Annotated in this window: 22 protein-coding genes; 13 read left to right on the top strand and 9 right to left on the bottom strand. The window is 33.9% G+C overall.

Translation table 11 applies throughout. From position 1 onward, the window contains the following. Positions 1–45 precede the first annotated feature (45 nt). The 3 genes from ffh to IEV10_RS12835 are packed head-to-tail and all read left to right on the top strand — an operon-like array spanning position 46 to position 2,707. The gene (gene ffh / locus IEV10_RS12845) at positions 46–1,377 is read left to right on the top strand and encodes a signal recognition particle protein (protein WP_188375145.1); all 1,332 of its coding nucleotides are present in this window, start codon (positions 46–48) and stop codon (positions 1,375–1,377) included. Positions 1,378–1,403: 26 nt separating this feature from the next. Further along, positions 1,404–2,279: a bifunctional 5,10-methylenetetrahydrofolate dehydrogenase/5,10-methenyltetrahydrofolate cyclohydrolase gene (locus IEV10_RS12840; protein ID WP_188375144.1), complete on the top strand. Its 876-nt coding sequence runs from the start codon at positions 1,404–1,406 to the stop codon at positions 2,277–2,279. Positions 2,280–2,284: 5 nt separating this feature from the next. Continuing rightward, positions 2,285–2,707: a hypothetical protein gene (locus tag IEV10_RS12835; RefSeq protein WP_188375143.1), complete on the top strand. Its 423-nt coding sequence runs from the start codon at positions 2,285–2,287 to the stop codon at positions 2,705–2,707. A gap of 10 nt (positions 2,708–2,717) precedes the next feature. On the opposite strand, the gene IEV10_RS12830 is transcribed toward IEV10_RS12835, so the two are convergent. From IEV10_RS12830 to IEV10_RS12795, 8 genes are all read right to left on the bottom strand, one after another. Continuing rightward, the gene (locus tag IEV10_RS12830; protein WP_188375142.1) at positions 2,718–3,140 is read right to left on the bottom strand and encodes a VOC family protein; all 423 of its coding nucleotides are present in this window, start codon (positions 3,138–3,140) and stop codon (positions 2,718–2,720) included. Positions 3,141–3,222: 82 nt separating this feature from the next. Continuing rightward, positions 3,223–3,798 carry a hypothetical protein gene (locus IEV10_RS12825; RefSeq protein WP_188375141.1) on the bottom strand — a complete coding sequence of 192 codons (576 nt, stop codon included), beginning with the start codon at positions 3,796–3,798 and terminating at the stop codon, positions 3,223–3,225. A gap of 104 nt (positions 3,799–3,902) precedes the next feature. Beyond that, positions 3,903–4,781: a LytR/AlgR family response regulator transcription factor gene (locus IEV10_RS12820; RefSeq protein ID WP_188375140.1), complete on the bottom strand. Its 879-nt coding sequence runs from the start codon at positions 4,779–4,781 to the stop codon at positions 3,903–3,905. A 2-nt stretch (positions 4,782–4,783) separates the two neighbouring features. Continuing rightward, positions 4,784–5,551, bottom strand: coding sequence for a 23S rRNA pseudouridine(2604) synthase RluF (gene rluF / locus IEV10_RS12815; RefSeq protein WP_188375139.1), 768 nt, complete (start codon positions 5,549–5,551; stop codon positions 4,784–4,786). A 21-nt stretch (positions 5,552–5,572) separates the two neighbouring features. Further along, positions 5,573–6,400: an alpha/beta fold hydrolase gene (locus IEV10_RS12810; protein WP_188375138.1), complete on the bottom strand. Its 828-nt coding sequence runs from the start codon at positions 6,398–6,400 to the stop codon at positions 5,573–5,575. Position 6,401: 1 nt separating this feature from the next. Beyond that, the gene (locus IEV10_RS12805; RefSeq protein ID WP_188375137.1) at positions 6,402–6,770 is read right to left on the bottom strand and encodes a cupin domain-containing protein; all 369 of its coding nucleotides are present in this window, start codon (positions 6,768–6,770) and stop codon (positions 6,402–6,404) included. Between the two features lie 10 nt (positions 6,771–6,780). Then, on the bottom strand, positions 6,781–7,338 hold the full coding sequence (locus tag IEV10_RS12800; RefSeq protein WP_188375136.1) for a hypothetical protein: 558 nt from the start codon (positions 7,336–7,338) through the stop codon (positions 6,781–6,783). 26 nt (positions 7,339–7,364) lie between these two features. Beyond that, positions 7,365–8,900: a helicase HerA-like domain-containing protein gene (locus tag IEV10_RS12795; protein WP_188375135.1), complete on the bottom strand. Its 1,536-nt coding sequence runs from the start codon at positions 8,898–8,900 to the stop codon at positions 7,365–7,367. A 57-nt stretch (positions 8,901–8,957) separates the two neighbouring features. Here IEV10_RS12795 and IEV10_RS12790 point away from each other — a divergent pair, with 57 nt between their 5' ends. Together IEV10_RS12790 and IEV10_RS12785 are read left to right on the top strand one after the other, a co-directional pair. Beyond that, a complete protein-coding gene (locus IEV10_RS12790) occupies positions 8,958–9,404 on the top strand; it encodes a Rid family detoxifying hydrolase (RefSeq protein WP_188375134.1) in 447 nt (148 codons plus the stop codon). 50 nt (positions 9,405–9,454) lie between these two features. Then, positions 9,455–10,087 carry a 7-carboxy-7-deazaguanine synthase QueE gene (locus IEV10_RS12785; RefSeq protein WP_188375133.1) on the top strand — a complete coding sequence of 211 codons (633 nt, stop codon included), beginning with the start codon at positions 9,455–9,457 and terminating at the stop codon, positions 10,085–10,087. A gap of 52 nt (positions 10,088–10,139) precedes the next feature. Here the strand turns inward: IEV10_RS12785 and IEV10_RS12780 are convergent, their stop codons facing one another. Beyond that, positions 10,140–10,679, bottom strand: coding sequence for a DUF2911 domain-containing protein (locus IEV10_RS12780; RefSeq protein WP_188375132.1), 540 nt, complete (start codon positions 10,677–10,679; stop codon positions 10,140–10,142). Between the two features lie 238 nt (positions 10,680–10,917). Here IEV10_RS12780 and asnB point away from each other — a divergent pair, with 238 nt between their 5' ends. The 8 genes from asnB (at position 10,918) to IEV10_RS12740 (ending at position 20,414) form a co-directional block, all read left to right on the top strand. After that, positions 10,918–12,579, top strand: coding sequence for an asparagine synthase B (gene asnB / locus IEV10_RS12775; RefSeq protein WP_188375131.1), 1,662 nt, complete (start codon positions 10,918–10,920; stop codon positions 12,577–12,579). 159 nt (positions 12,580–12,738) lie between these two features. Continuing rightward, complete coding sequence (locus IEV10_RS12770; RefSeq protein WP_188375130.1) at positions 12,739–14,151, top strand: amidohydrolase family protein; 1,413 nt, start codon at positions 12,739–12,741, stop codon at positions 14,149–14,151. Positions 14,152–14,267: 116 nt separating this feature from the next. Beyond that, complete coding sequence (locus IEV10_RS12765; protein WP_188375129.1) at positions 14,268–14,834, top strand: helix-turn-helix domain-containing protein; 567 nt, start codon at positions 14,268–14,270, stop codon at positions 14,832–14,834. Positions 14,835–14,903: 69 nt separating this feature from the next. Continuing rightward, positions 14,904–15,731 carry a CPBP family intramembrane glutamic endopeptidase gene (locus tag IEV10_RS12760; protein WP_188375128.1) on the top strand — a complete coding sequence of 276 codons (828 nt, stop codon included), beginning with the start codon at positions 14,904–14,906 and terminating at the stop codon, positions 15,729–15,731. Positions 15,732–16,024: 293 nt separating this feature from the next. After that, a complete protein-coding gene (gene gyrB / locus IEV10_RS12755; protein WP_188375127.1) occupies positions 16,025–17,962 on the top strand; it encodes a DNA topoisomerase (ATP-hydrolyzing) subunit B in 1,938 nt (645 codons plus the stop codon). A 135-nt stretch (positions 17,963–18,097) separates the two neighbouring features. Next, positions 18,098–19,024 carry a malate dehydrogenase gene (locus tag IEV10_RS12750; protein WP_188375126.1) on the top strand — a complete coding sequence of 309 codons (927 nt, stop codon included), beginning with the start codon at positions 18,098–18,100 and terminating at the stop codon, positions 19,022–19,024. A gap of 73 nt (positions 19,025–19,097) precedes the next feature. Next, positions 19,098–19,748: a hypothetical protein gene (locus tag IEV10_RS12745; protein ID WP_188375125.1), complete on the top strand. Its 651-nt coding sequence runs from the start codon at positions 19,098–19,100 to the stop codon at positions 19,746–19,748. A gap of 69 nt (positions 19,749–19,817) precedes the next feature. Beyond that, entirely contained in the window at positions 19,818–20,414 is a 597-nt protein-coding gene (locus IEV10_RS12740; protein WP_188375124.1) for a hypothetical protein, read from the top strand. Positions 20,415–20,514 lie beyond the last annotated feature (100 nt).

The following is a 20,514-nucleotide window of genomic DNA, read 5'->3' as shown; positions in this document are numbered from 1 at the left end:
TTGTAAATTCTTAAATTTGCCACTTGTTAAATACCAATAAAGATTATGTTCAATAATTTAAGTGATAAGTTAGATAAAGCGCTACATGTATTAAAAGGTCATGGTAGCATTACAGAAGTAAATGTTGCTGAGACGCTTAAAGAAGTAAGACGTGCGCTTTTAGATGCCGATGTTAACTTTAAAATAGCTAAACAATTCACCAATACTGTTAAGGAAAAAGCCTTAGGTCAAAATGTATTGACAACGCTTCAGCCAGGGCAATTAATGGTTAAAATTGTTAAGGACGAGCTAACTGAACTTATGGGTGGTGATGCAGAAGGTCTTAATCTTTCTGGTACTCCAAGCGTTATTTTAATGTCAGGACTACAAGGTTCTGGTAAGACCACCTTTTCCGGTAAACTTGCTAATTATCTAAAAAACAAAAAAACTAAGAAACCTTTATTAGTCGCTTGTGATGTTTATCGTCCTGCAGCGATTGACCAGTTGCATGTAGTTGGTGAGCAAATTGGTGTTGAGGTATACAGTGATAGAGATAATAATGATCCAGTAGCCATTTCTCAGGCTGGTATTGCTCATGCAAAGGCTAATGGACATAATGTGGTTATTATAGATACCGCAGGTCGTTTGGCTGTTGATGAAGCTATGATGACTGAGATATCTAATATTCATAAAGCAATTACTCCACAAGAAACATTGTTTGTAGTAGATTCGATGACAGGTCAAGATGCTGTAAATACAGCAAAAGCCTTTAATGATATCTTAAATTTTGATGGTGTTATTCTTACTAAGCTTGATGGTGATACTCGAGGTGGTGCTGCAATTTCTATTAAATCTGTAGTCAATAAACCGATTAAATTTATTGGTACTGGCGAGAAGATGGAAGCTATCGATGTCTTCTATCCATCACGTATGGCAGATCGTATTTTAGGAATGGGAGATGTTGTTTCTCTTGTTGAACGTGCTCAAGAGCAGTTTGATGAGCAAGAGGCAAGAAAACTTCAGAAGAAGATTGCCAAAAACCAATTTGGATTTGATGATTTCTTAAAGCAGATTCAGCAAATCAAGAAAATGGGTAACATGAAAGATTTAATAGGTATGATACCGGGTGCAGGAAAAATGATGAAAGACGTAGATATTGATGATGATGCTTTTAAAGGTATTGAAGCTATTATTCATTCTATGACACCAACAGAACGTTCCAACCCAGGATTAATGAATGCAAGCCGTAAAAAACGAATTGCAAAAGGTTCAGGTACCTCTGTACAAGAAGTCAACCAGTTGCTAAAGCAGTTTACGCAAATGAGCAAAATGATGAAGATGATGCAAGGCGGCGGCGGAAAACGTATGATGCAAATGATGAAAAATATGCCACGTTAATATAACTCTAACAACCACACAACAACATGACAATCTTAGACGGTAGAAAAACCAGTAACGACATAAAAAACGAAATCAAGGCAGAAGTTGATAAAATGAAAGCCGATGGTGAAAAAGTACCACACTTAGCAGCAGTAATTGTTGGTAATGATGGTGCGAGTTTAACTTATGTTGGTAGTAAAGTTAGAGCTTGTGAGCGTGTTGGTTTTGAGTCTACCATGGTACGCATGTCTAATACCACTAGCGAGATAGAACTTTTAGATAAAATTGAAGAGTTAAATCAAGACGATGATATTGATGGTTTTATCATTCAATTGCCATTACCGCCACAAATTAATACTCAGAAAATATTAATGGCTGTAAATCCTGATAAAGATGTAGATGGTTTTCATCCAACTAATTTTGGGAAAATGGCATTAGATATGTCAACATTTATCCCAGCAACACCTTTTGGTATTTTAGAATTATTAGACCGTTATGGCGTTGAGACAAAAGGAAAGCATACCGTAGTTATTGGACGTTCTCATATTGTTGGTCGCCCAATGAGTATTCTTATGGGACGTAAAGGGTTTCCGGGGAACTCAACAGTAACCTTAACTCATAGCCATACCAAAAATATCACTCAAATTACATCTCAAGCAGATATTATTATTTCGGCATTAGGAGTCCCTAATTTTTTGAAAGCAGAAATGGTTAAAGATGATGCCATAATTATCGATGTCGGAATTACAAGGGTAGCCGACGATTCTGAAAAAGGGTATTATATTACAGGTGATGTAGATTTTGAAAACGTAAGCAAAAAGGCAAGTTATATTACACCAGTTCCGGGAGGTGTTGGTCCTATGACCATAGCTATGCTACTAAAAAATACCTTATTAGCTAGAGAGCAGCATAGAAAGTAAGCTTTATGAATATCTACATGCTTGGCTTTTCTATTGCATTGACAGTTTCAACTGTTTTTATTTATGGAAGAAAGAAAGCGTGGTTGAATTCAACGATTAAATGGGGTTTAGCTTCGGTAGTTTTCATTGTAGGTTTAATAGGGCTTTTGTATTTCAATAAGTTAGATAAAATGAAACTTATCTTTAGCTATCATCTAACAATTCCTTTTTTAACTTTAATAATAGATGAGATTTTTAAAAGATTTAGTTATTATATTCATGGAAGAGACTTCTACTTATACTTAACACACTCTGACGAAATTGATAATTCAATTTTTGGCAAGAATCCACATATCAAGTTTTCTGATATTGCCTTTTCTTTTGCTTTATTTCTGTTTGCTTGGTTTTCTACTATATTTGGTTATGAATTCTTTTTTGGTTCTATATAGTGCTTAATATTTACTTTGCAAACAACTGGCTTATGTCTTTAAATGCTTTAAACTCTAATGCATTTCCTGAAGGGTCTTTAAAAAACATAGTGGCCTGCTCGCCAACCAAACCTTCAAAACGAATGTAAGGCTCTATGATAAACTCTATGCTTTTAGATTTTATGAGCTCAGCAAATTCATGGAAAGTATCCCAAGGTAAAACTACGCCAAAATGAGGCACTGGAACATCTTTACCATCTACAGCATTGGTTGGAGCCTCTTTGATTTTTTTATTGTTAAGATGAATGACCAATTGATGTCCAAAAAAGTTATAATCTACCCAATGGTCACTACTTCTGCCTTCTTCAAAATTTAAACTGTTGGTGTAAAAATTGCGACAAAGTTCTAAATCATGAACAGGAATAGCTAAGTGAAAAGGAGAAATTTTGGACATATTAGTTATAATTTATACATCCAAAATTAGTGTTTATTTCATCAAATGAATAAAGAAATATTAAACATGAAGTTTAACCATTCTATTCTTCTTCTTTTCTGCATTCTATTTTCCAAGTAGGGTAAATTATTTTTTCAGTTTTATCAACCCATTCGCCTATCCATTTGTAGCTATCATTTTTTATATCATAGAATGTAAGCCTGTAAAATCCTTCCATGCCATTAGGTGCCACTTGGTCTCGGTATAATACAATTTTATCTGCTTTGGTTTTATTACCAACCCAGGTAGAAAGCGTCGTTGTTGGTCCTTTTGAGGAATAGTAGTGCACATACCATTTGCTACTATCTGCTATAAATTGTCTAATACTTCCAGAATGACCACCATCAGATTTTAAGGTTTCATCTTGCACAGCTTTACCATTCATTATGTATTTAAAAACCCAATTCATGTCTATAGTTTCATTCCAACTACCATCTTGTTTTCTTGAAGTAGATTTGCATTTGCTTTTTCCTATTAGAGGCTGAAAATCTTTAATTTGCTCAGGTGAATCAGGGTGTGGCTTTCCATAAGGAAACTCTTGTGAGGCTTCATTTTCATATTGAGCAAATACAAAACTAGTTGAGGTTATTAATGCAAAAAGGAGTATGATTTTTTTCATGATATAAAATTTAGTTCACACCAAATCAACATGAAAAGAATTAAAGCGCATAGAGTTTTGCAGAGAAACAGTTGTTATTTGCAGTAAAGCGAGTTAAAAAACTCTTAATGATCCGATAAAAAATCTTTGACTGTTTTTAAATGACTTTTAGAAACAGGAATTTCGGTATTGTCATTTAAGATGAGATTAGGCGTATTAGACATGCTTAGCTCTTTAATCATGGTCATATTCGCTATCGCTTTTCTATGTACACGCAAAAAATTGGTATCTAACTTTGGTAATAAAGCTTTAAGACTACTTCTCATGGTATAACAATTTTTATCGACAGTATGCACCTTAACACAATAATCATCTGCTTCTATCCATAATACCTCATTTACAGGGATTATCTTTCGCTTATTCCCAATTTTAATATTTAATACAGAAGTACGATCGTCTACTCTGTCTTTTAATTGAGTATATAAACGTGCATTTGTTAGCTTAAGCTCTGATAAATCTTGGACTTTAATCTGAAGCTGCTCATTAGCAAAATACAAATGCATTATTATGGTAATCGCAATATAACCTAGCGTATACATGGGTGCCTTTTGAAACATAAAAAAAGGCAGATACTCATTGGTTAAATTGCTTATGGTAAATGTATCGTCATAGGTAAGCATTTGGTTAATAGAAATGATAACTACATTTAGTATGACCAAGCCTAATATTAAACTAGCGTATTTTAAGACATGCGTAAACGTTAAGTCTTTTTTAATTTTTGTAGATTGAATGTAATAGAAAATCACAGCTGATAATACAACCCAAACAAACCATCTAAACGCTTGATTTTTTAATAAAATGAAGAATGTAGCATCACCACCCAAATTAAACCTCTTAATGTAATACAGTTGCTGAGACGTTTCAAAAGTTATCGTTAGTAATAATACAGAAACTATAAGTATTAAGATGCGTTTATGAGTCTTTATGTAATTAAGAAGATACATTCTTAGCGTCTGCTTTTTCTTTGATAACTTTGTTTGGCTTCAAAAGTTTTTTTAGAATCACTAATTAAATCACTTAGAGTTTTAAATTCTTCTTTCGTGAGTTCTCGATATTTTCCTAATGGTGTATCTAGTTCTATATTCATAATACGGACACGCTTCAAAGTTTCCACATCATAGTTTAAATAATCACACATTCGGCGTATCTGTCTATTTAAGCCTTGAGTAAGAATAATACTAAAGGTGAATTTATCTATCCGTTTAACTTTGCATTTTTTGGTGCGTTTACCTAGCTCTTCTATATAGATGCCTCCTGCCATGCGTTCAATGAAGGTTTGCGAAATAGGTTTATCAACTGTAACGATATATTCTTTTTCATGATTATTGCTAGCGCGAAGAATCTTATTGACGATATCGCCATCATCCGTTAAAAGAATAAGACCTTCACTAGGTTTATCTAATCTGCCTATAGGAAAAATACGTTTGTGGTAGCCAATAAAATCAATAATATTATCTTTTTCTACACGTGTGTCTGTTGTGCAGACAATACCAACAGGTTTATTAAATGCCAGATAAACAAACTCTTTTTTACGCTCACCAATAATTTCTCCATCTACTTTTACAGTATCTCCCGGTGCAACTTTGGTGCCCATTTCTGGAACAACATCGTTTATGGTTACACGACCAGCATCTATTAAGCGGTCCGCTTCACGACGTGAACAGTAACCAGCTTCACTCAAAAATTTGTTAAGTCTTTTTAAATCCTCTAACATGGGACAAAAATACGATAAAGATTACCCATTTATAAACTCAATAATCTTTGGAGTAATAGATTTGTCTTTTAGGCCGTGACCAAAACCTTCAGTCGTTATCAATTCGGCATTTTTATAACGGTTGGCAAATAGTAAAGCATCCTCATAAGGTATAATTTTATCTTTCTTGTCATGAATGATCAGACCTTTTGCACTAAAGTCTTTTGTAAAATTAGCAGCTGAGAAATAATCTACAGTTTTTCCAAATCGTTCTAAAACAATACTGTCCAAACCATTAGATATTCTTCTGTTATAACCCATCATCTGTTTATACCTATGAAAAACACCAGTAAAATGCGCTGGAGCTCCCAAAATAATGAGCTTTTTCACGCTTTGTACCTCGTGATTATGCAAACAAAAAACACTAGCCATACCACCAACTGAATGTCCAATAAGTACTTCTGGTTGAAATGCTTCAGTCACAACATTTATAAATTCTGAATATAATATTGCGTTGAATAGCTTGCTACCAGATTTGCCATGTGCAGGAGCGTCTAACGCAATAATATTATAATCTTTTGCTTTTAGATTGTCTAGAATGTAACTCCATCGAGATGCATTGCTTTCCCAACCATGGGATAGTAATATTGTTTGTCCTTTACCTTTCCAATTATAAACTGCAATATCTTGATTGTTATATGAGAGAACATGCTTTTCTGCTGAAGAGACTATTTGAGATTGTTCATCATTATAACGGCCTTTTCTAGGAGTAGCAAAGAGTTTAAGTGCTTTATCAGAAGCGTATTTGGAGGAAATATAGCTAGCCGTGTTTAGAGCGTTTCCGATAGATTTTATAACAAAACTACTCATACTATTCAGCTTCTCTATTTACAGCATCTATCGAAAAAGCTGGTAAGCAAATGGCAATATATTCACAAGCTTCTGAAAACGGATTAGAGTATTGTAATCTTGTATTCTTTTCCACTTTAATAGATTGTCCCGCTTCTAAAACTAAAGTTTCACCTTCGATAATAAATTGCTTTTTACCTTTTATAATAAAGGTATACTCATCAAATTCTGGGGTTTGAAAAGGCTCTGACCAACCTGGAGGCGCCACCATATGTGCAATGCTTATTTCAGAATTACCATCTGTGGCATTTCCAAAATGTTCTTTTATAATTTTGCCATCAGTCGTTGGGACAACAAAAGGGGAATTCTGGATTTTATATTTTTTACTCATCAATTATAGACTAAAAATGAACGATGAAAAACTTCACCTTAGCGTCATCAGGAATTTGGATAGGGTCAATTTTCATAGCCATATCAAAACGCATATTTGTTGGTAACTCCTTTTTATCAATAGTAAAAGTAGCATCAAGTTCATTAACCTTAACAACAACAGAGTTAATGAGGTTTGAGATTTTAGAAATCTTATAATTATCGTTAATGTCTTTAAAAGTACTAATACTAGATATGTTTTTATCTGTAATGTATCTTGGGTCTAGAAGTCTAATTGAACTAATTGTCGCTGTGGAATCTAATGCTTCTGTAGGTGAAATACTTAATAATTGATTGCCACCTTTTTCATAAATATCAATAGTATTTATGCCGCCAGCAAAACTGTCATCTTCTTTAAAATTGACAATAGAATCGTTGGCAAAAAGTACCTTTATGTCTTTTACTTGAGTAGAATCATTTAAAAAACCTACTTGATGCTTAGACACAGCAAACGGATTGATTTTGTCTTCTTTTTTACAGCTTGATACAAGAACAAGTAAGATTAAAATTGGAGCAATGTAATTTTTCATTTAATGTATAATTGATGGTAATAAAATTAGCGAATCATTTTAGTCAAAATACCAAGCACGCTTCGGATTACTGTTGGACTCGTAAGAACCTTTAATAATGGATTTTGTCTAGAGCTTCTTCGTCTGGTAGATGTTTTACGTTTTGATTCTGCTTTTTTGAGTTTTTCTTTTTCTTCCGCAGCCTTTGCTTTTGCTTCTTCAGCTTCGGCTTGCTTAATTTTTTCATTAAGCATCTCATAAGCACTTTCGCGGTCAATTTCTTTATTATATTTTTTTGCTAACTGAGAATCAGATAATAATTTACTAAGCTCAGACTTCGTTAAAATATCCATACGACTCATAGGTGCACGCATCATAGTGGCTGCTAATGGCGTAGGTTTTCCTTTTTCATCTAGTGCAGAAACTAAGGCTTCACCAATACCCAAAGAGGTTAATACCTCTGCAGTATCATAATAGGCCGTGTCTGGATAGTTTTGTGCGGTGAGTTTTATAGCTTTTCTATCTTTTGCAGTAAACGCTCTTAATGCATGCTGAACTTTGAGTCCAAGCTGACCAAGAACTTCTTCTGGAACATCTGTAGGGTTTTGAGTTACAAAATATAAGCCAACACCTTTACTACGAATTAGTTTTACAATGCTTTCTATTTGACTTAGAAGTGCATCAGAAGCTTCATTAAAAATGAGATGCGCCTCATCAATAAATAGAATTAACTCTGGTCTTCCACTATCGCCTTGTTCTGGAAATGTCGAATATATTTCGGCCAATAAACTCAACATAAAAGTTGAAAATAATTTTGGCTTGTCTTGTATGTCCGTTAATCTAATGATATTGATGTATCCTCTACCATTCTCATCTATGCGTAACAAATCCTGAGTCTCAAAAGAGGTTTCGCCAAAGAACAAATCGCCACCTTGTTGCTCAATTTCAATTAACTTTCTTAAAATAGCACCAGTAGACGCAGTAGAAATTCGACCGTAGGCTTCTTCAAATTCTTTTTTACCATCTCCTGTAGCATAATGAAGTATTTTTTTAAAATCCTTAATATCTAAAAGTGGTAATTGATTGTCATCACAATATTTAAAGATTACAGAAATAATACCCGCTTGCGTTTCGGTAACATCTAAAATTCTCGAGATAAGTACAGGGCCAAATTCACTAATAGTAGCTCTTAATCGAACACCATCCTGCTCAGATAGCGTCATGATTTCTACTGGAAACGCTTTGGCATCAAATGGCAGACCTATTTTTTGGTGACGTTCATCAATTTTAGGATGTCCAGGACTAGGCTGGGCTAATCCACTTAAATCACCTTTGATATCCATCAGTAAAACTGGTATGCCTTTTTCAGATAAATTTTCTGCTAAAACTTGTAGTGTTTTTGTTTTTCCTGTACCAGTAGCACCAGCAATTAAACCATGTCGGTTCATTGTCTTTAAAGGTACTTTAACGTAAGCATCTGTAATGGTTTTGCCTTCTAACATTGCGGCTCCAAGGGTTATAGAATCGCCTTTAAAAGTGTTTCCTTCTGTTATATGTTTAAAGAAAGCCTCTTTATTCTTCATCTCATCAAAATTTGTATAAAAATAGTGTAATTTTAGTCAAGAATAAAAATCAATATTATGACAAAGTATCTTTTAATTTTCTGTCTTTTTTTAAGTTTTGCATTTCTGTCTTGTACTAATTCTACCTCAGAAATTAAATTTCATAAATCGCATGAACCTAGTCGAGCCAATGTGCCTTTTAGTGATGCAGTAGAAACTGATAATTTGTTGTTTTTAACGGGGCAAATAGGTAAAGATCATAAAGCTGGAAATTTAGTTGAAGGCGGTATTGAAGCTGAAACTAGACAAGTAATAAAAAATATTGAAGATGTTTTAAAGCATCATAATTTATCATTAGATAATGTGGTGAAATGCACTGTTATTTTGCGCGATATTAATGACTTTAAAGCCTTCAACTCGGTTTATACGCAATACTTTACAAAAAAACCAGCCCGAACAACTTTTGCTGCTGCAGGATTAGCTGGTGGTGCAAGTATAGAGATTGATGTCATTGCGGCGAAGTAACTTATTAAGTTGAGCTGTAACTTCCAACTTTTAAATTATCTTTGCCAGCTATGACAAGACGAGAACGACAAGAATTGATAGATAAAGGACTGCTTTTGCCTTTAATGGAAGAGTTTTATACGATTCAGGGTGAAGGTTATCATAAGGGAACTGCTGCGTATTTTGTGCGTATTGGAGGCTGTGATGTTGGCTGTCATTGGTGTGATGTAAAAGAAAGCTGGTTAGCAGAATTGCATCCGCCAACAGAAACCGAAAAGATTGTTGAGAATGCGGTAAAGTATAGTAACACTATTGTTGTTACTGGTGGAGAACCATTGATGTGGGACATGAATCCTTTAACGTCACAATTAAAAGCCAAAGGTGTACAGACACATATCGAAACTTCAGGTGCTTATAAATTAAGTGGTGAATGGGATTGGATTTGTTTATCACCTAAGAAAAATAAATTACCGACAGAAGAAGTTTTTGCCAAGGCCCATGAGCTAAAATGTATCATCCATAATAAAGATGATTTTAGATTCGCGGAGGAACAAGCTGTCCAAGTCAATAAAGATTGTATTTTGTACTTACAGCCAGAATGGTCTAAACGAGATAAAATGATGCCTCAAATTGTAGATTATGTAATGGCAAATCCGAAGTGGAAAGTCAGCTTACAGACCCATAAATATTTGAATATACCTTAAATAAAAAAGCCTTGAGAAATCAAGGCTTTTTTATTTAATAAGTAAGCGATTCTTATTTTGTAAAAGGTACAGCAACTCTTACCTTATCCCAGCCCATATGTAGATGTACGCCATCATCAGATGGTGCAAATGCCATAGAAAATGCTTCTAAAGATTCGTCTCCCATAGTTACAGGTACTTTAATACTAGCAACTGTATTATCTTTCCTATAACCAGAAGCACCCCAATTATTAAGGTCAGAACTGACAATAACTTCCCATTCTTTTTCACCTGGAATAGTAAATAAAGAGTATGTCCCCGCTTTAATCTTTGTTCCGTTTAGATTCATGTCAACATTCAATATTAGTTGAGTAGCTTCGTTTGCTCCAGTTCTCCAAACTTTTCCATGTGGTGCTAAGTCTTTACCAACAGTTCTTCCTTTAAGTTGAGGTCTACTGTAATAAACTTTAGCTAATTGTTTGTTTCCACGTCCTATTGATGCTGCGTCCATAGGGCTTTTGTCTAAGCCTCTAAATTTTTGAGCTTCAGCATTAAATGATACTAACATCAAAAAAGCAAAAGCAACAGTTGTAAGTAGTCTAAAATTTTTCATAAGTGAATTATTGAGTTTTATGGTTTAAAATTAGTTAGTAATTGAAGGCTTCTGTCGTAAAGAATTATTAAAATTTACAGATTGATAGCAAATAGTGTGAAATCGATTAAGTTAAGTTTTAAATTTATTGAATTAATTAATTAAAAATTACATATTGAAATCAATAATTGTTTTAATGTTTAATAATTGAAAGTTTAATTTCATATTTGCTTCATAATAATATAAAAAAGTAAACATTATGTGCGGTATTGTATGTGCGTTTGATATAAAGCAAAAATCAGAAACTCTAAGACCACAAGTTTTAGAAATGTCTAAAAATATAAGGCATCGTGGTCCAGATTGGAGCGGTATTTATAGTGATGATAAAGTAATTATGGCGCATGAGCGTTTAGCGATTGTTGATCCAGCTTCAGGAAAACAACCCTTATTTAGTGCTGATAAAAAGTTGATTTTAGCTGCAAATGGTGAAATCTACAACCATAGAGAGTTGCGTTCTAAATTTCCTGATTACGACTTTCAGACTGAAAGTGATTGCGAAGTTATTTTAGCATTATATCAAGAGAAAGGTCATGATTTTGTTGATGATATGAATGGTATTTTTGGCTTTGCCATTTATGATGCAGAAAAAGACGAATACTTTATAGCACGTGACCATATGGGTATTATTCCACTATATATGGGCTGGGATAAAGAAGGGACATTTTACGTGGCATCAGAGCTAAAAGCTTTAGAAGGCGTTTGCTCTAAAATTGAGTTGTTTCCTCCAGGTCATTACATGAGTAGTAAAGATGGTAAATTGGTGGAATGGTACAAGCGCGATTGGGAAGCGTATGAAGCTGTAAAAGATAATGAAACAAGTATTGCAGAAGTGCGCCAAGCCCTTGAAGACGCTGTGCATAGACAATTAATGAGTGATGTGCCTTATGGTGTTTTATTATCGGGAGGATTAGATTCTTCAGTAACCTCTGCTATTGCAAAAAAATACTCTGAAAGACGTATCGAAGCAGATGATAAGGAAAAAGCATGGTGGCCACAACTACACAGTTTTTCTGTAGGATTAGAAGGTTCACCAGATTTAGCTGCAGCACAAAAAGTAGCAGATCATATCGGTACAGTACACCACGAAATTAAGTTTACGATTCAAGAAGGATTAGATGCAATTAAGGATGTAATTTATAATATAGAAACTTATGATATTACAACAATTCGTTCGTCGACACCGATGTATTTAATGGCTCGTGTTATTAAGTCTATGGGTATTAAAATGGTGTTGTCTGGTGAAGGTGCAGATGAAATTTTTGGAGGCTATTTGTATTTCCACAAAGCACCAAGTGCCCAAGAGTTTCATGAAGAAACAGTGCGTAAATTAGATAAGTTACACATGTACGATTGTTTACGTGCAAATAAGAGTTTAATGGCTTGGGGTATTGAAGGTCGTGTTCCATTTTTAGACAAAGAATTTATTGATGTTGCGATGCGTATCAATCCAAAGGATAAAATGATTAACGGTGAGCGTATGGAGAAGTGGGTTATTCGTAAAGCCTTTGAAGATATGTTACCAGAGAGCGTAGCTTGGAGACAGAAAGAACAATTTAGTGATGGTGTGGGATATAGTTGGATAGATACACTAAAAGACATTGTTGAAAAAGAAGTGACAGATGAGCAATTAGCAAATGCTAAGTTTAGATTTCCAATCAATACACCTCTAAACAAAGAAGAATTTTATTATCGCTCAATTTTTGAAGAGCACTTTCCAAGTGATACTGCAGCGCATAGCGTGCCTCAAGAGGCAAGTGTAGCTTGTAGTACAGCAACTGCTTTAGAGTGGGATGAAGCTTTTAAAAACATGAACGAGCCTTCTGGAAGAGCTATTGCCAGTGTCCATGATGATTCTTACTAGAATAGTTAAGTAAGCTCTCAAATATTGAAAAGAATATCGATAGAATTTTTCTATATATATTAATTAATGTAAATTCAAAATCTCGCTTCTGCGGGATTTTGTCTTTTCTAAAGATTAGGATTAACATAAGCGTTTTTTTAGACTAAACCATAATTAAAAATGAAGAAAAAAATATCCATAGCTATTATTGTCTTATTCGTTTTTAAAATCTATGCCCAAGAATTCTCATCTCAGGTGAAACGATTTATAACTGTTGATGATACTGAATATGCTATTACTGATGTGACTGTCATTGATGGTACAGGGAGTGCTTCAAAGACAAACCAAACTATAATAATTTCCAATGGAAAAATTAAAGCCATTGGAAATGATTTAGAAATCCCTAATGGTACTACCACCATAGATGGAACAGGGAAAACTATAATTCCGGGATTGGTAATGTTACATGAGCATATGTTTTATACAAAACCTTTCGAAAATTGGTTTAGTGTTGGTCAAATGACATTTACTTTTCCAAGATTGTATTTAGCTGGTGGTGTTACATCTATGAGAACGGGAGGAAGTATTCAGCCTCAAACAGATTTAAATGTCAAAAAATGGATTAACGAAGGCAGAATGACAGGACCTAAAATGCATGTAACTGGACCTTTTATAGAGCGCGAAGGGCCAAAAGTGCCAGAATTAGGATTTATAGATAGCCCTGGAGAAGTCTCAAAAATTGTCAATTATTGGGCAGATAAAGGCGTGACCTCATTTAAAGTATATAATAACATTACTAAAGAAGATTTAAAGATATGCGTAGAAGAAGCCCATAAAAGAGGTCTTAAAGTTACAGGGCATTTATGTTCCTTAACTTATGAGGAAGCTTCAAATATTGGTATTGACAATTTAGAGCATGGTTTTATGGCTGCAAGTGATTTTGTAAAGAATAAGGAAGAAAATATATGTGATCCATTTGAGGCTAGACAAGGTCTTACGAATGAGCCTGTGGATGGTGAGACTATAAATAATCTCATTGATTTACTTATTAAAAACAAAACAGTAATTACAACAACACCAAATGTTTTTGAACCTTATACAGATAGAGAAATTGTTCCTGGCAATGGTTTAGATGCATTGGCACCTCAGATTCAAGAACGTATAAAAGAGGACTATAAAAGAGCTCAAGGACGAGATGCAGCAAGTTTAGCTAGATTCAATAAAAATTTAACTTGGGTTAAGCGTTTTTATGACAAAGGTGGTTTTTTAGTAGCGGGAACTGACCCAACAGGAGCAGGACGCACCGTTGCTGGTTATGCAAATCAGCGTACAGTAGAGATTTTAGTAGAAGCAGGATTTACCGTAGAAGAAGCTATTAAAATTTGCACGCTTAATGGTGCAATATTCTTAGAGCAAGAAAAGCTTTTAGGAACCTTAGAAGTTGGTAAACAAGCTGATATAATTCTAATCAATGGAGACTTAAATTTCGATATTAAAAATATTAGAAATATGGAGATAGTTTTTAAAGACGGAGTGGGCTTTGACTCTAAAAGACTCTTTGATTCTGTAAAAGGTCAAGTAGGGTTAAATTAACTACTATGATTGTAGAACTACCTGTATTACTTATACATGACAGATAGGTGACACATAAATGGCGTGAGAAAAACAGAAATAGCATCATAGATTTGTATTGACAAAATGATGTAGTAATGAAACAGCAAACATTAAAAGATAATTTAGTATACCAGCGTAAACTTAAAGGGCTTACTCAAGAAGAGCTTGCAGATAAAACAACTGTAGGTGTACGTACAATTCAACGTATAGAGAAAGGTGAGGTACAACCACATTTGCAAACCATAAAGTTATTAGCAGTTGGTTTAGATGTAGAAGTAGACGATCTCATTGTATTAGATAATCCAAAAGAAGAAACTATAAAACGTAAGTGGATGTTATTGATACATGGTTCGCCTTTCTTTGGTTTAATAATTCCTTTTGCAAATGTGCTGTTCCCACTATTTATATGGATAAGTAAAGCTGAGGATAATAAAATTTACGATTCGCATGGTAGAGCTGTGATTAATTTTCATTGCACTATTAATCTCTTGTTAATTATATCGCTGTTGTTATTTTTTCCGTTTCCGGGGTTTAACTTTTTTGGTACAGCAGCAGTAGCACTTTTTGGTATCATTTTTAGCGTTAAAAATTTGATGTTAGCTTTGAGTTCAGGAGTTTGTAATTATCCACTATCTATACCATTTCTAAAGACGAAGTCTTAATCGTTATTTTTTCTAATCTTTTTTTATAGCCAATTAAATAGTGGCTAAAATGACTAATACCTAAATAGTATGAAAACACTAATATCAAAATATCCTATTATTTGCCGATTTATAGTAATAATTGTTCTCTATGGGTTAGCGCTTTTTGTTAGTGGCTTGATTGAAACACCTTTCTTAAAACGTTATTTTCCGTTTACATCTGTAATATTGCTAATTGTAGTAACTTGGTTTCTATTCAAAATAGATAAAAAGTCATTAAAACATATTGGGTTAAATGTATCGTTTCGTAACCTCTCTTTTTTGCCCATAGGAATAATTATTGGAGCTGTTGCTTTTTTATTGGCTAAATACTTTAGAGGATTATATACAGGTGCGACATTTGAAATCACAACTTCGGATATAAACTATAGTGTCATTCTATATGGATTTTATAGTATTCTGCCACAAGTAGCTATAGAAGAATTATTATTTAGAGGCTATGCTTTTAAAAAAACAATTGAAGTAAGTAATGTCGTCAAAGCAAATCTCATTTTTGGAACATTATTTATGCTAGTTCATATTTTAGATAGAGAAGTAATTCAAAATAAAGCAATGGTTCTTTTTCTAGCGATTACAATTCCTATAGGTCATCTATTATTTGCGACAGCATTATTAAAATCAAAAACGTTGTTTTTTCCTATTGGTATACATTTAGGAAATAATTGGGCAACACGTCATTTGCTTACTAACTATAATAATGGAGATAGTGTTTTTTATATTCCAGAACACATCACTTTCGAAACGTGGACACCATTTATTATAGTTATTGTTATATGGAATGTATTTTATTTGTTACTTACATACGTAATTTGGAAATGGAATGACTTTCCATTTATGAAGAAGCGTAAATCAACATGATTTTATTCAAATTCTAACCAAACCAAAATTTCAGAATTTGACGTCTAAGCCATTTTTATTAAATTAAATTCTTAAGTGATAATAAAAATCGCCAAAATCTAATTTAAGACACTTTTTAAGCGATTTAAGACACTTTCAGGTAATTAACAAATGTTGATAATTATTGCGTAAAACTTACAAAAAGCTTTAAAATAGGCTTGTTATTTCTTATCTTTGATGGTACTCAAAAGAGACGCAAAAAGCGTCTTTTTTTATGTGTATAAATTAGAACTAAATCTTATTTTCAAAATAATATGAGCGAAGAAAACAAAAAGCAATATGGCGCGGATAGTATTCAGGCCCTTGAGGGAATGGAACACGTACGTATGCGTCCATCAATGTACATCGGTGATGTTGGTGTAAGAGGATTACACCACTTAGTATATGAGGTTGTAGATAACTCTATCGATGAGGCATTAGCTGGACATTGTGATAATATAACTGTAACTATTAATGAGGACAATTCTATTACAACAGAGGATGATGGTCGTGGTATTCCTGTTGGTCTTCATAAAAAAGAAGGTGTTTCTGCACTTGAAGTAGTAATGACCAAGATTGGTGCTGGTGGTAAGTTCGATAAAGACTCTTACAAAGTGTCTGGAGGTCTTCACGGAGTTGGTGTTTCGTGTGTTAACGCACTTTCGGAGCATCTTAAAGCTACAGTTTATAGAGATGGTAAAATTTGGGAGCAAGAATACGAAAGAGGTAAAACCTTATATCCAGTAAAAACTGTTGGCGACACGGATAAGAGAGGTACTACAGTTACCTTTAAGCCAGACCCAACTATTTTTACACAAACCTTAGAGTACAATTACGATACACTTGCTAGCCGTATGCGTGAGTTAGCATACCTTAATAAAGGTATTACTGTTCATTTAGTAGATAAGCGTAATAAAAAAGAAGACGGTTCTTTTGAAGGAGAAACATTTCATTCAAAAGAAGGTTTAAAAGAATTTATTCAGTTTCTTGATGCTACTCGTGAGCCATTAATGAAAAATGTTATTGCTTTTGAGGGTGAAAAAAATGGTGTGCCAGTAGAGGTAGCCATGATTTACAATACGTCTTATGCAGAAAATTTACATTCGTATGTAAATAATATCAATACCCATGAAGGTGGTACTCACTTATCAGGTTTCCGTCGTGGTTTAACACATACATTAAAAAAGTATGCTGATGGTTCAGGAATGCTAGATAAGTTAAAGTTTGATATTTCTGGAGATGATTTCCGAGAGGGATTAACTGCGATTGTGTCCGTAAAAGTAGCTGAACCTCAATTTGAAGGTCAGACAAAAACTAAATTAGGTAATCGTGAAGTTTCGGCATCGGTATCTCAAGCTGTTTCTGAGATGTTGACAGATTATTTAGAAGAAAATCCAGATGATGCTAAAACGATTGTTCAAAAGGTAATTTTAGCAGCACAAGCACGTCATGCAGCTCAAAAAGCCCGTGAAATGGTTCAGCGTAAAACGGTGATGAGTATTGGAGGCTTGCCTGGAAAATTATCGGATTGTTCTGAGCAAGACCCAGCAAAATGTGAAGTGTTTTTAGTTGAGGGAGATTCAGCAGGTGGAACAGCAAAACAAGGGCGTGATAGAGCATTCCAAGCGATTCTGCCATTAAGAGGTAAGATTCTTAATGTTGAAAAAGCAATGCAGCACAAGGTTTTTGAGAACGAAGAGATTAAAAATATATTTACAGCACTTGGTGTTACAATTGGAACAGAAGAAGATCCTAGAGCATTAAATCTTTCAAAATTGAGATACCATAAAATTGTGATTATGTGTGATGCCGATATTGATGGTAGTCATATTGCAACACTAATTCTAACGTTCTTTTTTAGATATATGAAAGAACTGGTTGAGAATGGTCATATATATATTGCAACACCACCTTTATATTTAGTAAAGAAAGGTGCTAAGAAACAGTATGCATGGTCTGATAAAGAACGCGATGAAATTGTATCTGGATTTGGAGATGGTTCAAAAATTCAACGCTACAAAGGTCTTGGAGAGATGAATGCAGAGCAACTTTGGGATACAACTATGAATCCTGAGTTTAGAACCATGCGTTTAGTACAGATAGATAATGGTGTGGAAGCAGACCGTATTTTCTCAATGCTAATGGGTGATGAAGTTCCACCTCGTAGAGCATTTATAGAGAAAAATGCTATTTATGCGAATATTGATGCATAAACTAAAAGAGTTTAAAAAGAGCTGCAGAAACGCAGCTCTTTTTTTTGTTAATACTATGATATTATTCATGGAATTTAAGGTGTAAAGCCTTAATTTTGCAATCACATTTTAATAACACTAATAAATACCATAAATATGAAAGTAACAGTAGTTGGAGCAGGAGCAGTAGGTGCAAGTTGTGCAGAATATATTGCGATTAAAAACTTTGCTTCAGAAGTTGTTTTGTTAGACATCAAAGAAGGCTATGCTGAAGGAAAAGCAATGGACTTAATGCAAACAGCATCTCTTAACGGTTTTGATACTAAAATCACAGGAAGTACAAGTGATTACTCTAAAACTGCAAATAGCGATATTTGTGTAATTACTTCTGGTATTCCTCGTAAACCTGGAATGACTCGTGAAGAGCTTATCGGTATCAATGCTGGTATTGTAAAGACAGTTTCTGCAAGTTTGGTAGAGCATTCTCCTAATACAATTTTAATTGTAGTAAGTAATCCAATGGACACGATGACATATTTGGTACACAAAATTACAGACTTACCAAAGCATAGAATTATTGGTATGGGTGGTGCATTAGATTCTGCACGTTTTAAGTATCGATTAGCAGAAGCTTTAGAAGCTCCAATTAGTGATGTAGATGGTATGGTAATTGGCGGACATAGTGATAAAGGTATGGTGCCATTAACATCACATGCAACAAGAAATAGTATAAAGGTTTCTGAGTTTTTATCTGAAGAAAGACTGAACCAAGTTGCTGCTGATACCAAAGTAGGTGGTGCTACTTTAACAGGATTATTAGGAACTTCTGCGTGGTATGCACCTGGAGCTGCTGTATCTGGATTAGTGCAAGCTATTGCTTGTGACCAAAAGAAAGTTTATCCATGCTCTACATTATTAGATGGCGAATATGGTTTAAGTGACCTATGTATCGGTGTACCAGTGGTACTAGGTAGAAATGGAATCGAAAGAATTGTTGATGTGTCTTTAAGTGATGCTGAAAAAGAGCATATGAAAGCAAGTGCTGAAGGTGTAAAAAAGACGAATGGTCTTTTAGAACTTTAGTTCACAATAAATTAAATAACTATTAACAAAGCCTTATTAGTTATCACTAATGAGGCTTTATATTTTAAAAATTATGAAAAATATTTTATTATTTCTCCTAGCTGTGGGGATTTCATTTTCTGCAATAGCTCAGGAAAAATTTACTGAAGGTGTTATTACCATGAAACAAAACATGACATCTCCAAATGAACAAGTCAACGCAAGCTTATCTGCAATAGGTGAAATGATAACAACAACTTATGTAGATGGTGCTAAGTCTAGGACTGAATCTTCAAATCCAATGTCAGGAGATGTAACTATCATTATTGATGCTGAATCAAATGAGTTATTGCAGCTTATGGATATGCCGGGATTAGGAAAAAAATATGCATCTCAAAAGGTTGAGGTTACTGAAGAAATGTTAAAAAACATAACTGTAACTGAAGGGACCGAAACTAAGAATGTCCTTGGTTATGATTTAAAACAATATATAATAAGCATTAACCAAAATGGTGCAGAAATGACTATGGAAATGTTTATTACTGATAAAATTCAGGGAGTAAAAACACAGCAAACAGCTATGTTAGGTGACAAGGTAAATGGTTATCCTTTGTATATGGTGATTAAAATGAATCAGATGGGATCAGAAATTATTATTAAATCTGAGGTGACTAAGATGGAAGCTAAACCTGTTGATGACAATAAATTTAATTTAACGCCTCCTGAAGGATATACAAAAATGTAAATTAGAGGACTTATATAATTCTATGGTAAAGACTGCAAAAAAGCAGTCTTTATTTTTTATATTTGGCGCATGAAAATAAAATGGTACTTATTTAGCTTTGTATTAAGCCTAACATTGTTAGGTGTAGTGCAGCAGTACCAGAAACCTTCTGCCAATCAAGAAATTGTAATTCACTTTGCAGATGAGCAGCTTACAGATTCGCAGGCAGAAGATTCTTTAGTACAAATTTCAAATGCACTTGAGCTAATTGGAGCAGATAGTATTGAAATTACGTCAAGTGATAATGGATTTGTTCGTATTTCTTATCATAGCGATAAAGCTGTCAGTAATGTAAAACAGATGCTTTCTGAAGAAGCAGAAATTACTTTTGATAGCGAATCAAAACTGCCGATACAAAAAGAAGCTAAAGACTACATTCTTGATATTTTTCAAATTGAAATAGGGGATAATACACCATGGGACTTTGAAGGTCAGCAAGTTTATACCTTTAATTTAAAGAGTGACCGCTCTTTTAATCCTGATGTGCTTAGGTTTCCTGTTTTAGTTGAGACTTCCAAAACCTATTTTAATTTAAAAGTTGCTTACAATGCTAACCAGTTGGTAGTATTTGTATCAGATAATACATCTCATAACATACCAGAAGTTAGAGCAGGACCATTAGCTTAACCAAAATTTATTCAGTAAATACTGCTGAGTACTAATTGAGAATATCTATTCTCATTCAATTTCAACTCAATTTTTATAACAAATTAATTGTCGGATAGAT

Source organism: Winogradskyella haliclonae, assembly GCF_014635865.1.
GTDB lineage: Bacteria > Bacteroidota > Bacteroidia > Flavobacteriales > Flavobacteriaceae > Winogradskyella > Winogradskyella haliclonae.
The sequence above is the reverse complement of the archived record's forward strand: the minus strand, read 5'-3'. Positions and strand labels throughout refer to the sequence as shown.

Bases quoted from the DNA above. Each gene is read 5' to 3' on its own strand.
- IEV10_RS12785 (WP_188375133.1), top strand. From the start codon at position 9,455: ATGACAAGACGAGAACGACAAGAATTGATAGATAAAGGACTGCTTTTG.
- IEV10_RS12835 (WP_188375143.1), top strand. From the start codon at position 2,285: ATGAATATCTACATGCTTGGCTTTTCTATTGCATTGACAGTTTCAACT.
- IEV10_RS12760 (WP_188375128.1), top strand. From the start codon at position 14,904: ATGAAAACACTAATATCAAAATATCCTATTATTTGCCGATTTATAGTA.
- IEV10_RS12840 (WP_188375144.1), top strand. From the start codon at position 1,404: ATGACAATCTTAGACGGTAGAAAAACCAGTAACGACATAAAAAACGAA.
- ffh (WP_188375145.1), top strand. From the start codon at position 46: ATGTTCAATAATTTAAGTGATAAGTTAGATAAAGCGCTACATGTATTA.
- rluF (WP_188375139.1), bottom strand. From the start codon at position 5,551: ATGTTAGAGGATTTAAAAAGACTTAACAAATTTTTGAGTGAAGCTGGT.
- IEV10_RS12780 (WP_188375132.1), bottom strand. From the start codon at position 10,679: ATGAAAAATTTTAGACTACTTACAACTGTTGCTTTTGCTTTTTTGATG.
- asnB (WP_188375131.1), top strand. From the start codon at position 10,918: ATGTGCGGTATTGTATGTGCGTTTGATATAAAGCAAAAATCAGAAACT.
- IEV10_RS12765 (WP_188375129.1), top strand. From the start codon at position 14,268: ATGAAACAGCAAACATTAAAAGATAATTTAGTATACCAGCGTAAACTT.
- IEV10_RS12740 (WP_188375124.1), top strand. From the start codon at position 19,818: ATGAAAATAAAATGGTACTTATTTAGCTTTGTATTAAGCCTAACATTG.
- IEV10_RS12770 (WP_188375130.1), top strand. From the start codon at position 12,739: ATGAAGAAAAAAATATCCATAGCTATTATTGTCTTATTCGTTTTTAAA.
- gyrB (WP_188375127.1), top strand. From the start codon at position 16,025: ATGAGCGAAGAAAACAAAAAGCAATATGGCGCGGATAGTATTCAGGCC.
- IEV10_RS12790 (WP_188375134.1), top strand. From the start codon at position 8,958: ATGACAAAGTATCTTTTAATTTTCTGTCTTTTTTTAAGTTTTGCATTT.
- IEV10_RS12750 (WP_188375126.1), top strand. From the start codon at position 18,098: ATGAAAGTAACAGTAGTTGGAGCAGGAGCAGTAGGTGCAAGTTGTGCA.
- IEV10_RS12745 (WP_188375125.1), top strand. From the start codon at position 19,098: ATGAAAAATATTTTATTATTTCTCCTAGCTGTGGGGATTTCATTTTCT.
- IEV10_RS12810 (WP_188375138.1), bottom strand. From the start codon at position 6,400: ATGAGTAGTTTTGTTATAAAATCTATCGGAAACGCTCTAAACACGGCT.
- IEV10_RS12825 (WP_188375141.1), bottom strand. From the start codon at position 3,798: ATGAAAAAAATCATACTCCTTTTTGCATTAATAACCTCAACTAGTTTT.
- IEV10_RS12830 (WP_188375142.1), bottom strand. From the start codon at position 3,140: ATGTCCAAAATTTCTCCTTTTCACTTAGCTATTCCTGTTCATGATTTA.
- IEV10_RS12800 (WP_188375136.1), bottom strand. From the start codon at position 7,338: ATGAAAAATTACATTGCTCCAATTTTAATCTTACTTGTTCTTGTATCA.
- IEV10_RS12795 (WP_188375135.1), bottom strand. From the start codon at position 8,900: ATGAAGAATAAAGAGGCTTTCTTTAAACATATAACAGAAGGAAACACT.
- IEV10_RS12820 (WP_188375140.1), bottom strand. From the start codon at position 4,781: ATGTATCTTCTTAATTACATAAAGACTCATAAACGCATCTTAATACTT.
- IEV10_RS12805 (WP_188375137.1), bottom strand. From the start codon at position 6,770: ATGAGTAAAAAATATAAAATCCAGAATTCCCCTTTTGTTGTCCCAACG.